Below are 12,919 nucleotides of genomic sequence, written 5' to 3' on the forward strand. Positions count from 1 at the left end.
GAGAAAAAATTTGAAGACATTAAAGGATGCACTGCAAGAAAACGTCCTTATTGGCGATGGTGCAATGGGGACTCTCCTTTACTCTTATGGAATCGATCGCTGTTTTGAGGAATTAAACTTGTCTCATCCTGACGAAGTACACCGAGTTCATGAAGCATATCTTAAAGCGGGGGCTAATGTTATTCAAACAAATACTTACGGAGCAAACTACGAAAAACTCACGCGGTATGGGTTAGAGGACTCTGTAAGGGAAATAAATACGAAGGCTGTTCAACTTGCAAAAAAAGCAGTAAATAAGAAAGACAACTATGTTCTAGGTACAATCGGTGGGATAAGGGGAATAAAAAAGAATGCAGTTACGCTAGAGGAAATAAAACGAAGCTTCCGTGAGCAGCTCTATTGTCTTCTTTTGGAAGGAGTTGATGGAATTCTTCTTGAGACGTATTATGATCTTGAAGAATTATCGACTGTGTTGACGATTGCCAAAAAAGAGACGTCTATTCCAGTAATCTCGCAAGTTTCTTCCCATGAACCGGGGGTGCTGCAGGATGGAACAAAAATTTCGACAGCCCTTAAACAATTGGAATTGCAAGGTGCGGATGTTGTTGGGATAAACTGCCGGCTTGGTCCTTATCACATGATATCCTCACTAGAGGAAGTGGCCTTGCCAAAGACTAGTTTTTTATCTGTTTATCCAAATGCCAGTTTGCCAAATTACCAGGATGGCAGATTTTACTATACAGACGAACCAGACTATTTTGGTCGTTATGCCGAGGAATTTAGAAAACAAGGGGCTAGATTAATTGGGGGATGTTGCGGAACAACCCCAGGGCATATTGAAGCAATGGTAAAAGGATTAAAAAATAGACAGCCTGTAACGGAAAAAGAAGTAAAACTGCGGAAGGAAGTAGTAGAAGTAGCAGATCACAAGCCCCTAGAACCACATCTTCATGAAACAGTAAAAGAGAAAAAAACCATCATTGTCGAACTTGATCCACCGAAACATTTGAACACCGATTTATTTTTTCAAGGGGCAAAAGCATTAAAAGAAGCAGGAGTGGACGCTATAACATTAGCAGATAATCCGCTTGCCTCGCCGAGAATTAGCAACGCTGCAATTGGTTCCATCATTCAATCTCAATATAATGTAAGGCCCTTAGTCCACATAACATGCAGAGATCGTAATTTAATAGGGCTTCAATCACATTTAATGGGGCTACATACACTAGGAATTAACCAATTATTAGCGATAACCGGCGACCCAGCTAAAATTGGCGATTTCCCTGGAGCGGCTTCCGTTTATGACCTTTCATCAATGGAGTTGATTCAATTAATAAAGCAAAATAATCAAGGAATTTCTTTTTCCGGGCAATCTCTTCGTGAAAAGACAAATTTCTCTGTTGGCGGAGCATTCAATCCAAATTTCCGACATTTAAATGCGTCAGTAAAACGACTGGAGAAGAAAATTTCATCTGGTGTAGATTATTTTATAAGTCAGCCTATATATGGTGACCAACAGCTTGTAGATATATATGAGGCTACCAAACATTTAGAAACACCGATATTTATTGGAATTATGCCATTAACTAGTTCAAAGAACGCTGAGTTTCTCCATCATGAAGTACCGGGAATAAAGATACCAGATAAAGTAAGAGAATTAATGGCGCGTGCTAGCGGGAAAAACGCAGCACATGCAAAAGCGGAAGGAATGCGAATAGCAAAATCCTTATTAGATGTTGCATTGGAATTATTTAATGGAGTCTATCTTATTACACCTTTTACGAGGTACGATGTGAGCATTGAACTTGTACGATATATTCAACTGAAGACAGGAAAAGAAAGGAGGGTTCTATATGGGCAGCACTTTATTTGAGCAACAATTGCAAAAGAAAATACTTGTATTAGACGGGGCAATGGGTACGATGCTCCAACAGGCAAATCTTACACCTAAAGACTTTGGAGGAGAAGAGTTGGAAGGCTGTAACGAAAACCTTGTGTTAACAGCACCTAACGTAATCGAAACGATACATGATGCTTATTTAGAAGCTGGGGCTGACATTATTGAAACAAATACATTCGGTGCAACGAGTGTCGTTCTAGACGAGTATGAACTAGGTAAACATGCTTTTAAAATCAACAAAACAGCAGTTGAAATCGCCAAAAAATCGGTATCAAAATACAGTACAGATAAGTGGCCGCGATTTATCGCAGGGGCGATGGGACCGACGACAAAAACATTGTCTGTTACAGGCGGTATTTCCTTTGATGAGCTAAAAAATGCTTATCAAGAACAAGCAGAAGGTCTACTTGCAGGTGGAGTTGATATTCTACTAGTAGAAACATGCCAAGATGCCTTAAATGTGAAAGCCGCCTACTTAGGTATACAAGGAGCTTTTACAAAAACTAATTCAGAAGTTCCTATCATGATATCCGGAACAATTGAACCGATGGGAACAACATTGGCAGGGCAAAGTATCGAAGCATTTTACCTTTCTCTTGAGCATATGAAACCAGCTGTTATCGGGCTGAATTGTGCGACAGGACCAGAATTTATGCGAGATCATCTCCGATCACTTTCAAACATTAGTACTTCTGCTGTAAGCTGTTATCCAAACGCTGGCCTTCCGGATGAAGAAGGAAACTATGATGAAACGCCACAATCACTAGCAACAAAAATTTCGGGATTTGCTGAGAAAGGCTGGTTGAACTTAGTAGGTGGCTGCTGCGGAACAACACCAGAACATATTAAAGAAATAGTGAAAGCTGTAGAATATATAAAACCAAGAATTCCAGAAGAAGATCATCCTCATGCCGTATCTGGAATTGAACCTTTTATTTATGATGATCCTGCAAATAGACCCATTTTAGTAGGGGAAAGGTCAAATGTAATTGGATCACGGAAATTTAAACGGCTAATAGCAGAAAGTAAAATGGAAGAAGCCTCAGAAGTGGCAAGGGCACAGGTGAAAAACGGTGCGCAAGTTATCGATATATGTCTTGCAGACCCTGATCGAGATGAAGTACAGGATATGGAAGTATTCATTCAGGAAGTAGTGAAAAAGGTCAAAACTCCGCTTGTTATTGATTCAACGGACGAAAAAGTATTAGAAAAGGCACTCTCCTATTCACAAGGGAAGGTAATTATAAACTCCGTCAATCTTGAAGATGGAGAGGAACGCTTCGAAAAAATAGCTCCACTTATAAAACGTTACGGTGCAGCAATAGTGGTGGGGACAATTGATGAAAAAGGAATGGCAGTGACAGCAGATAGAAAGTTAGAAGTTGCCAAACGTTCATTCAAACTTCTTACAGAAAAATACCATGTCTCTCCAACTGATATTATTTTCGATCCCCTTGTCTTTCCAGTCGGTACAGGAGATGAACAATATATTGGATCAGCAAATGAGACAATTGAAGGAATTCGATTGATAAAAAAAGCGCTTCCCAATTGCCCTACTATACTAGGTGTTAGTAACGTTTCCTTTGGGCTGCCTCCTGTCGGAAGGGAAGTTTTGAATGCTGTCTATTTGTATCATTGCACGAAAGCTGGGTTAGATTATGCAATAGTCAATACAGAGAAGCTTGAACGATTCGCTTCTATTCCCAAAGAAGAAATCACACTAGCAGAGGATCTATTGTTTACTACAACGGACGATACACTGGCGACGTTTACAGAATTTTATCGAGGGAAAAAGAAGGAGTCAAAAGTACCTGTACAAACGCTAACATTATCGGAACGGCTCGCACATTATGTTGTGGAAGGAACGAAGGAAGGCTTAATCGCTGACCTTGAGATAGCTTTAAAAGAATATCCTTCGCCACTCGAGATAATAAATGGTCCACTAATGGATGGGATGGCGGAAGTAGGAAAGCTTTTCAACGATAATCAACTGATTGTTGCGGAAGTTCTACAAAGTGCAGAAGTAATGAAAGCATCCGTTTCCTTTTTAGAACCGTTTATGGAACAAACAACTACATCTTCATCGTCTAAAGGGAAAGTGTTACTAGCAACAGTAAAAGGGGACGTACATGACATCGGCAAAAATTTAGTGGATATTATATTGAGTAATAATGGTTATGATGTCATTGATCTCGGAATAAAGGTCGCACCTACAGAGTTAATTCAAGCAGCACAGACAGAAAAACCGGATATTATAGGCTTATCCGGACTACTTGTAAAATCTGCTCAACAAATGGTAATAACCGCCCAAGACCTTCGTCAATCTGCTATTGATGTTCCACTTATTGTTGGAGGTGCCGCATTAACAAGGAAATTCACTTCAACGAAGATTGCAGGGGAATACAGGGGTGTAGTGGCATACGCAAAGGATGCAATGGACGGATTAAGCTTGATTAATAGAATGCAATCGAAGGAAGAAAGGGAGTCCCTCTTTTCTGAAATAAAGGAAAAGCAAGTAAAAGCGAATAAATTCGATCAAACAAGAATGGAAAGCGTTGCTACTGGTCCTGTTGCGGTTAAAACCAGATCCAAGGTGTCTACAGATGTTCCGGTGATGGTACCACCAGACTTAAAACCGCATAGTATTCAAGACTTTTCTGTTTCCCATATAGAACCATATATCAACCAACAAATGCTGTTAGGTCACCATTTAGGCTTGAAAGGGAAAGTAGCTCGTTTAATTGCGGAGAAGGACTCGAGGGCAATAGAATTAAAAGCAGTAGTAGATTCACTACTAACACGTGCCAAAAAGGAAGGGTTGATCCAAACTGCTGCACTTTATCAGTTCTTTCCTGCACAGTCAGACGGGGAAGATGTCATTATTTATGACCCGGAAAATTATTCAAAAGAAAAAGCACGTTTTACTTTTCCGCGTCAAAAGAAAGACCCTTTTTTATGCTTAGCAGATTATGTTAAACCTAAATCAAGTGGAATGATGGACTACGTTGGGTTTTTTAGTGTAACAGCTGGCCGTAAAATCCGGGAATTAGCACAAGTTATGAAAGAAGAGGGAAGATACTTGGAGAGTCATGCATTACAAGCACTTGCATTAGAAACAGCAGAAGGTCTTGCTGAAAGAGTTCATGAAGTAATGAGGAGCCGCTGGGGATTTCCTGATCCAGTAGATATGACGATGCAGGAACGGTTTTCAACGAAATATCAAGGGCAACGGTTTTCATTCGGATATCCAGCCTGCCCTGATTTAGAGGATCAAAAAATATTATTCGAATTGCTTCAACCAGAAAAAATTGGAGTTCATTTAACGGATGGGTATATGATGGAGCCGGAAGCATCTGTTTCTGCAATGGTTTTCTCGCATCCGGAAGCACGGTATTTTAATGTGTATTGATTTAATTTTACAGTAGATTACATAAGAAACAGCCACAGGCTAGGGCTGTTTCTTTTCTATATCCAATTATCTCTATTAGTGAATGGAGCAGTTTACTAATTAGTAATAGCTTATGCCTAAGAGAACTTTTTCACAAGTGAAATAGTATTTTTATCGCCTGCCATCCAAAATAGACACCAAATCCAATTAGTGAAAACCCTGATAGTAATGAAATGAAAATCAACAGTTTATTAGTTAAAAATCGACGAAAGCTACTTGATAATGCAGCCATCGAAACGTCCCATACGAGAAGACCGGCAAACATAGTAGCACTATAAATAATCAAATGCTTATGGTCATAAGCGTTTACTGTTTCCGCGAGCACAGAGCCATAAATCCCTAACCAAAATAGAATTGTTAATGGGCTTGAAATGGACATCAAAAATCCTGTAAGGAACGTTTTTAAATAGGAGGCATCTTTACTGTCTCTTACTTGTTGAATTTTCCCCGAGTTTAATAGGCTTTCAATTCCGGTATAAAGTAAAATAAATGCTCCGAATATCCATAAAAAAGTTTTCATAAATGGGGTATGTAGAAAGTTAACAACACCTAAATACACGACAAGCATATAAATAAAGTCAGCCACTATTGATCCGATTCCAATTAACCAGGAGTGTAAAAATCCATTTTTAATCCCTTTATCAATTTGTGCAGCATTGATTGGTCCTATTGGTGCGGCTAACGATATCCCAAGAACAAAGTAGCTAAATAGAACGCTCAAAAAAATTCCCCTTCCCCTTCATAAGCTTGTATCATACTATTCAGGGAAAGGGCGTTTTATCACAAAATTTGGACAATCTCTTGCTTTACACCTTAACGTTTAACTGTTGAACGGATATAATCCTTCTTTACTGAATAGATTGGTCGATTTCCTCTAGTTGCCTAAGCATATCTTGTGAGCGGATCAAAAGTTTTTTTTCATCCTCCGTTACGGGGCGAGTAGTATTCATTAATTGTTGTGCATACTTTATTTGTTGGTCTGCACGCTGAAAATGTTGCGGGTCATTATACCCTTGAGCATCTAACATTGATTTTTTTGCTAACTCTAATTGTTCGAGAGCTTCTTGGAAATTACCGTTATATTCTGCCAAAGCCGTTTACCTCCTTAAAAATGTTGAATTAGTTATAACATGCGCAGAAAAGTATAAAAAAAACAAAAAAGTTGATTCTGCCAAATTTAGCAGAATCAACTTTTGAATGGGGGTTTTTATTGATTTTATTGCAGTTTACCTTGTTTCCTCTTGTTGAAATATTGAACAGCAGTCATTGCCCCTTCACTAACCATTTTATTATCTTCTATATTTTGCGGGTTTAGCTGATTGCTTTTATTTCTTTTTTTATCCTCTCTTTTTAATTTTGTAATTTTTGTTCTTAGTCCTTCTTTCCAATTATGAATATGTGAACGATTTTCTTTAGAAGTTAACCAAAGACCAAGAGAGCTTGCAGCAATAGTAGTACTCACTAGTAATGTTTTATTCATTTTCATTCAAATCTCCTCCATTTTTAAGATGTTTATATGGTTTACTTGCTATTTTCCCATATCACAGGAAAATAAACTTTTAAAATGTTGAAGGGACAAAAAAATTATCTTTTGTAAAACATATTCACTCAATAAAGGTAAACAATAGTATTAAACTAGTTACCAAAAAGCTTTTATTGAATTGGAGGAATAGTGGTATGAAAAAACAGGAAGAAGCAAAAGTTGCACCTGGAATGGATGATAAAGAAGAGCTTGAACAGGATGCTACTAGAAATGAAATTGAAAAAGGAGAATATACTAGTGTAACTACTTTATCCTATGATGAAGTTGATCCTAGTTAATACCTGTTAATTTCAGAGACTGTTTACGCACAGTCTCTTTTTTCATTAAAAGTTTTTAATGGACAAACATATACAATTAACAGAAAATAGAGAAAGAAAGGGGAGAGTATATTGTCTAAATCTAAAGTTATTGGTTTTATTGGAACAGGCGTGATGGGGAAAAGCATGGCAGCACATATACTGAAAGCAGGTTATTCATTAATCGTTTATAACCGCACAAAAGATAAAGCAGAAGAATTAATCAGCCAAGGAGCTATTTGGAGTGATAGTCCTGCAGAAGTTGCCCGTCAAGCAGACGTTATTATAACTATTGTCGGTTATCCAAGTGATGTAGAATCTGTTTATTTAGGTGAAAATGGAATCTTACAACATGCAAAAGAAAATGCCATTGTAATTGATATGACTACCTCTTCACCTGTCTTGGCGAAGAAAATTTATGCGGAAGCTAGGGCTAAGGGAATTGATTCGTTCGATGCACCTGTTTCTGGTGGAGATATAGGAGCTAAAAATGCAAAGTTATCAATAATGGTAGGCGGGAATAAAACAGCTTTTCCAACTATTAAACCATTATTGGAATTGATGGGAACAAATATTGTGTATCAAGGGGAGGCAGGAGCGGGTCAGCATACGAAAATGTGTAATCAGATTGCCATTGCTTCTAATATGATGGGAGTTAGTGAAGCATTAGCATATGCTGAAAAAGCAGGACTAAATCCAGATACAGTTCTCGAAAGTATTACTTCTGGTGCAGCAGGTAGTTGGTCTTTAAGTAATTTGGTTCCTCGAATGATCAAGGAAGACTATTCTCCTGGTTTTTTTATCAAACATTTTATTAAAGATTTAACGATTGCTCTAGACTCAGCAAAGCAAATGGAGCTCAGAACTCCTGGACTTGAATTAGCTCTATCACTTTATGAGGAATTAGCAGAAAACGGTGAAGAAAATAGTGGTACACAAGCATTGATTAAGTATTATCGGTAGAATAGTATACAGGTAGGAGAAATCCTATAAAGATTCAGTATAGTTGCATTCCATATTGTTTCCGTTGACAATATAATTTGTTTAAACTTTTGGTGAAGGAGGCAAAAAAATGAAATTACAGGGAAAGAAAATAATTCAACTTGTTAGTGATGATTTTGAAGATTTGGAACTTTGGTATCCCGTTTTAAGGTTAAGAGAAGAAGGGGCAACAGTACATATTGTTGGTGAAGAAGCAAGCAAGAAATATATAGGGAAATACGGGGTGCCAATCGAATCAGATATTGCTTTTTCAGAGGTAACTATAGATGATTACGATGCTATTTTAGTACCTGGTGGATGGTCCCCAGATAAATTAAGAAGATACGAAGAAGTTTTACAGATGGTTCGTGTTATGAATGAAAAACAAAAGCCAATTGGGCAAATATGCCATGCCGGCTGGGTATTAATTTCTGCGGATGTTTTAAAAGGGCGAAAAGTTACAAGTACACCAGGAATTAAAGATGATATGACAAACGCTGGAGCAAAATGGGTAAATGAACCAGTTGTTGTTGACGGTCATCTCGTATCAAGCCGTAGACCACCAGATCTTCCTGACTATATGAGGGAATTTATTGACGTTATGTCTAAAAAATAATGTGAGGGATGTAAAAATGCAAGTAAAGCCATTAAAGGGGCAGCATCATGTTTCAGCCCTTACCGCTAATGCAAAAAGTAATTACGAGTTTTACACAAAAGTGTTAGGTCTTAGGCTAGTAAAGAAAACGGTCAATCAAGATGACACATCCGTATATCACTTGTTCTATGCAGATGAAAGAGGAAACCCAGGGACGGATTTAACTTTTTTTGAAATACCAAATGCAGGTAGAACCTATTATGGGACAAACAGTATTTCTGGAACTTCTCTACGTGTCCCATCTGATAAATCCCTCTCTTATTGGGAAAAGCGTTTTAAAGAGTTCGATGTTGAGCATGATGAAATATCCCATGAATCAGGAAGAGCAACATTGCATTTTCGTGATGCTGAAGGACAACGGTTGATCCTTGTCTCAGATGAGCAAAACAGTGGTGTAGCTGGTGGTAAGCCATGGAAAAAGAGCCCAATTCCTGCTGAATATGCTATCTATGGATTAGGACCGATTCATTTAACAGTGTCTCAAACCAATCATACAACCACGATTCTCACGGACGTTTTAGGATTTAAAGAGAAAAGAAGATATACTTCCACAAATGCTGAAGTGATCGTGTATGAAACGGGAGAAGGTGGAACTGGAGGAGAAGTGCATCTTGAAACACGCTCCGATCTTCCAAAAGAGCGACCAGGACGTGGAAGTGTTCATCATGTTGCATTCCGTGTTGAAAATGAAGAAGAATTGATGAAATGGGTGCAAAAGCTTAAACAACTCCGAATTCCAAACTCTGGTTTTGTAGAACGATATTATTTTAAATCGTTGTATTTTAGAGAACCGAATGGAATATTATTTGAACTTGCTACAGATGGACCTGGTTTTGAGGGGGACGAACCGTTTGAAACATTAGGAGAAAGTCTTGCTCTTCCTCCTTATTTAGAAGACAAACGGGAGAGTATTGAAGCAAGGTTAAAACCTTTAGATACGAAGGAATAAGCTTCTATAACTAAGAATGAAAAAACGGATGGAAAGCGATAAGCTCCATCCGTATCATTTATACGATAAGGTGTCCCTTCCGATCCGTACAGTGGTTAAGTGTCCCGCAACAAGCGAAAAGTTCGGAAGGGACCTTACTATCTTATCATATGCATAGCTTATTAGTAAAATGCACAAGGCTTTCACTTTGTTATTCGCGTTATTAATGGTATTATAGACAGTGATTTGTTAATAATAAGGAGATGAGTGTTATGGCGAAAAAAGGATACATAGTAATGCAAGGCGGAGAAAAAATTGAGTTTGAACTTTATCCAAATGAAGCTCCAGGAACAGTAGCTAATTTTGAGAAATTGGCTAATGAAGGTTTTTATAATGGAGTTACATTCCATCGAGTAATCCCAGGCTTTGTAAGTCAAGGAGGAGATCCTACAGGAACTGGAGCAGGCGGTCCTGGTTACACAATTAAATGTGAAACAGAGGGTAACCCACATAAGCATGAGGCTGGATCATTATCAATGGCACACGCTGGTAAAGATACTGGTGGAAGCCAATTTTTCATTGTTCATGAGCCTCAACCACATTTAAATGGTGTCCATACTGTATTCGGAAAAGTTACATCTGGTTTAGATACCGCGCTTGCAATGAAAAACGGTGATGTAATGGAAAAGGTAGAAGTATTTGATGCCTAATAGCCTCACACAAAAGAAGAACTGGTGATACCGGTTCTTTTTTTGTGCACTTTTTACTTAATTTACTTAAATTCACTTGAAAAAAATAAAAAATAAATTATAATTACTTATATAACCTTACAAATGATTAAAGTAGGTAGATACAGATGTACCAAGAAGAACGATTGGTTTCCATCATCAATTATTTAAAAAAGAACAGCCGAATTTCAGTTGAAGAGATCTGTCATTTATTCGGTGTGTCACGGGATACTGCTCGTCGCGATCTTGTCAAGCTTGAGGAACAAAAAGCAATTATCCGGACAAGGGGAGGAGCGATTTTTCCATCGGCACATAACGAAATAAAGGATTATACTAAACGTTTAAAAACGGTCTCTAAAGAAAAGCGAATGATTGGAAAGAAAGCAGCATCGATTATCAATTCCGGTGACCGGATTATTTTAGATGCCTCTACAACTGTTCAAGCTTGTGCGGAGCAAATAGAATCAGAAGAATGCACGATTATAACGAACTCCATTAATCAAGCAGAAGCATTGTCTGTCAAACCTGGAGTCAAAATACATCTACTCGGCGGTGAGTTACATAAAGAGCACCGTTTCTTATATGGGTCTTCTGTGATTGAAAAGCTATCTCATTATTATGTTGATAAAGTATTTATTGGTGTAGTAGGCATCTCTGAGCATGGTTTAACCATTGCACACGAAGAAGATGGGATGGTTAAACGTAAAATGATGGAAAGAGCCAAACGAGTTATTGTACTTGCCGATCATACGAAAATTGGTGTTACTGATTTTTACCAATTTGCCGAAATTCACGACATCGATTTATGTATTACAGATAAAACACCATCAAAACAATTCAGAGAATTGCTAGCTAACAATAATGTAGACCTACTCATTGTGAATGAATTGGAAGATATGGAGTAAGTTAATCGTCTTGTAATTTGTGGACACAGTATCATAAAAAAATCGGCGTAACACTTTTGGTGGCGTGACGATACTTTTTACTGATACTTTTTAAATAATAAGTAAGAGTGAAAAAGCCAAGCTGTCCTCTTGGCTTTTTTGCTTTGCACTATAATAAATCTGCTTTTCTGTACTAACTTCCTTTGTTCTTCCCATAAAATGATAGAAAGAAGAGAAAAGGTGTGGAGAAAATGGCAATTCATATTGTGCAAAGAGGGGAAACGCTTTGGAATATATCTCAAATTTATGGTGCTCCCGTTGAAACAATTCGTGCAGTGAATGGTTTACCAACTATAGACCGACTTACCCCAGGCCTTAGTCTTTATATACCCGATCAACATCTTTCAATGAGATATTATAAAATTAAAGCGGGTGACACTATTAATAAGTTAGCTCAACAATTTAATACATCCCCATTTCAACTATACGATGCGAACCCAGGACTAAATCCGTCCCAACTTACAGTAGGCAGTGTACTAGTCATTCCATCTCCAAATAAAAATGTATTGAAAACACTCGGTTTTATCGTTCCGAATCCAGGCGTATCGTATACTTCAACCCTTGAGGGAATAGCTAATAATCTAACGTATATTGCAGTTGCAGCCTATTCATTCACAGAAGAGGGATACGTCTACATACAAACTGATGACGATAATATTCTTTCAGCAAGTAAACAATGGGATGTTACACCGCTGCTCATGGTTAGAAATTACACGGATGAAGATTTTAATCCAGAATTAATTGGTAATGTGCTAAAGGAACCCGTATTTAGACGTAATTTTATTGATAGTCTCTTACATTTTATTATGGAGAAGGGGTATGGTGGCGTCAGTATTGATTTTGAATTTATTCCACCTCTACAAAGAGCAAACTTTGTTGTTTTCTTATATGAATTAAAACAACGATTAGGTTCATTACTTCTTCATGTTAATGTTCATGCTAAGACAGAAGACATACCTTCAAACCCAATTATTGGTGCTTATGACTATGAAGAAATTGGGAACGTCGCTGACATAGTCGCTGTTATGACAATTGATTATGGCTATCCTACTGGTCCTCCAAACCCGATTTCACCAATCTGGTGGATGGAACAAGTAATAAGGTTTGCTACAAGCTTAATTGATCCTAACAAACTACAAGTTTCTTTCCCTCTGTACGGGTATGATTGGAAGGTACCAGAAAATACAACGTCTGCTCGCTCTGTATTAAATGCGCAAAATTTAGCTATTCAATCGGGAAGCATTATTCAATACGATACTAATGCTGCTTCACCTTTTTATCACTATTGGAAAGCAGGTGAAAACCATATCGTCTGGTTTGAAGACATTCGAAGTTTTCAAGAAAAATACAAGTTACTAGATATATATAACCTACTTGGAACCACCTATTGGCAAATAAGTTTACCTTTTCCGCAAAATTGGCGGTTTGTCTCAGAGAATCTTATTATCAGTAAAGAATAATGACAAAGGGTCTCATCTTTTGGTAGGAGAGGTAGG

Annotated in this window: 12 protein-coding genes; 9 read left to right on the forward strand and 3 right to left on the reverse strand. The window is 37.8% G+C overall.

Going from position 1 to position 12,919, the window contains the following annotated elements:
• Nucleotides 1-10 precede the first annotated feature (10 nt).
• Together ACFSUL_RS15610 and metH are read left to right on the forward strand one after the other, a co-directional pair.
• Nucleotides 11-1,873: a bifunctional homocysteine S-methyltransferase/methylenetetrahydrofolate reductase gene (locus ACFSUL_RS15610; protein WP_377936869.1), complete on the forward strand. Its 1,863-nt coding sequence runs from the start codon at nucleotides 11-13 to the stop codon at nucleotides 1,871-1,873.
• Nucleotides 1,854-5,309: a methionine synthase gene (gene metH, locus ACFSUL_RS15615; RefSeq protein ID WP_377936870.1), complete on the forward strand. Its 3,456-nt coding sequence runs from the start codon at nucleotides 1,854-1,856 to the stop codon at nucleotides 5,307-5,309. The genes ACFSUL_RS15610 and metH overlap by 20 nt, the downstream gene beginning before the upstream one ends.
• Nucleotides 5,310-5,439: 130 nt before the next feature.
• Here the strand turns inward: metH and ACFSUL_RS15620 are convergent, their stop codons facing one another.
• The 3 genes from ACFSUL_RS15620 to ACFSUL_RS15630 all read right to left on the reverse strand — a co-directional run bounded on the left by ACFSUL_RS15620 (nucleotide 5,440) and on the right by ACFSUL_RS15630 (nucleotide 6,834).
• Nucleotides 5,440-6,069, reverse strand: coding sequence for a LysE family transporter (locus tag ACFSUL_RS15620; RefSeq protein WP_071412267.1), 630 nt, complete (start codon nucleotides 6,067-6,069; stop codon nucleotides 5,440-5,442).
• A gap of 127 nt (nucleotides 6,070-6,196) precedes the next feature.
• Entirely contained in the window at nucleotides 6,197-6,439 is a 243-nt protein-coding gene (locus tag ACFSUL_RS15625) for a hypothetical protein (protein WP_071412268.1), read from the reverse strand.
• Nucleotides 6,440-6,564: 125 nt separating this feature from the next.
• Nucleotides 6,565-6,834 carry a hypothetical protein gene (locus ACFSUL_RS15630; RefSeq protein WP_377936871.1) on the reverse strand — a complete coding sequence of 90 codons (270 nt, stop codon included), beginning with the start codon at nucleotides 6,832-6,834 and terminating at the stop codon, nucleotides 6,565-6,567.
• Between the two features lie 191 nt (nucleotides 6,835-7,025).
• Here ACFSUL_RS15630 and ACFSUL_RS15635 point away from each other — a divergent pair, with 191 nt between their 5' ends.
• From ACFSUL_RS15635 to ACFSUL_RS15665, 7 genes are all read left to right on the forward strand, one after another.
• Nucleotides 7,026-7,169, forward strand: a complete 144-nt coding sequence (locus tag ACFSUL_RS15635) for a hypothetical protein (protein WP_377936872.1) — start codon at nucleotides 7,026-7,028, stop codon at nucleotides 7,167-7,169.
• 111 nt (nucleotides 7,170-7,280) lie between these two features.
• The gene (locus tag ACFSUL_RS15640) at nucleotides 7,281-8,150 is read left to right on the forward strand and encodes an NAD(P)-dependent oxidoreductase (protein WP_377936873.1); all 870 of its coding nucleotides are present in this window, start codon (nucleotides 7,281-7,283) and stop codon (nucleotides 8,148-8,150) included.
• A 109-nt stretch (nucleotides 8,151-8,259) separates the two neighbouring features.
• The gene (locus ACFSUL_RS15645) at nucleotides 8,260-8,784 is read left to right on the forward strand and encodes a type 1 glutamine amidotransferase domain-containing protein (RefSeq protein ID WP_377936874.1); all 525 of its coding nucleotides are present in this window, start codon (nucleotides 8,260-8,262) and stop codon (nucleotides 8,782-8,784) included.
• A gap of 16 nt (nucleotides 8,785-8,800) precedes the next feature.
• Nucleotides 8,801-9,772, forward strand: coding sequence for a ring-cleaving dioxygenase (locus ACFSUL_RS15650; RefSeq protein ID WP_377936875.1), 972 nt, complete (start codon nucleotides 8,801-8,803; stop codon nucleotides 9,770-9,772).
• Nucleotides 9,773-10,023: 251 nt separating this feature from the next.
• Nucleotides 10,024-10,461, forward strand: a complete 438-nt coding sequence (locus tag ACFSUL_RS15655) for a peptidylprolyl isomerase (RefSeq protein WP_377936876.1) — start codon at nucleotides 10,024-10,026, stop codon at nucleotides 10,459-10,461.
• A 146-nt stretch (nucleotides 10,462-10,607) separates the two neighbouring features.
• Nucleotides 10,608-11,384 (forward strand): DeoR/GlpR family DNA-binding transcription regulator, encoded by a 777-nt coding sequence (locus ACFSUL_RS15660; protein WP_377936877.1) that lies wholly within the window; start codon nucleotides 10,608-10,610, stop codon nucleotides 11,382-11,384.
• Between the two features lie 230 nt (nucleotides 11,385-11,614).
• Nucleotides 11,615-12,883, forward strand: a complete 1,269-nt coding sequence (locus ACFSUL_RS15665; protein ID WP_377936878.1) for a glycoside hydrolase family 18 protein — start codon at nucleotides 11,615-11,617, stop codon at nucleotides 12,881-12,883.
• The last annotated feature ends 36 nt before the right edge of the window (nucleotides 12,884-12,919 follow it).

Source organism: Bacillus seohaeanensis, from assembly GCF_042684945.1.
GTDB lineage: Bacteria > Bacillota > Bacilli > Bacillales > Bacillaceae_B > Rossellomorea > Rossellomorea seohaeanensis.

Excerpts from the sequence above, each read along its gene's own strand:
- metH (WP_377936870.1), top strand. The coding sequence starts at position 1,854 with ATGGGCAGCACTTTATTTGAGCAACAATTGCAAAAGAAAATACTTGTA.
- ACFSUL_RS15630 (WP_377936871.1), bottom strand. The coding sequence starts at position 6,834 with ATGAAAATGAATAAAACATTACTAGTGAGTACTACTATTGCTGCAAGC.
- ACFSUL_RS15635 (WP_377936872.1), top strand. The coding sequence starts at position 7,026 with ATGAAAAAACAGGAAGAAGCAAAAGTTGCACCTGGAATGGATGATAAA.
- ACFSUL_RS15645 (WP_377936874.1), top strand. The coding sequence starts at position 8,260 with ATGAAATTACAGGGAAAGAAAATAATTCAACTTGTTAGTGATGATTTT.
- ACFSUL_RS15650 (WP_377936875.1), top strand. The coding sequence starts at position 8,801 with ATGCAAGTAAAGCCATTAAAGGGGCAGCATCATGTTTCAGCCCTTACC.
- ACFSUL_RS15655 (WP_377936876.1), top strand. The coding sequence starts at position 10,024 with ATGGCGAAAAAAGGATACATAGTAATGCAAGGCGGAGAAAAAATTGAG.
- ACFSUL_RS15660 (WP_377936877.1), top strand. The coding sequence starts at position 10,608 with ATGTACCAAGAAGAACGATTGGTTTCCATCATCAATTATTTAAAAAAG.
- ACFSUL_RS15665 (WP_377936878.1), top strand. The coding sequence starts at position 11,615 with ATGGCAATTCATATTGTGCAAAGAGGGGAAACGCTTTGGAATATATCT.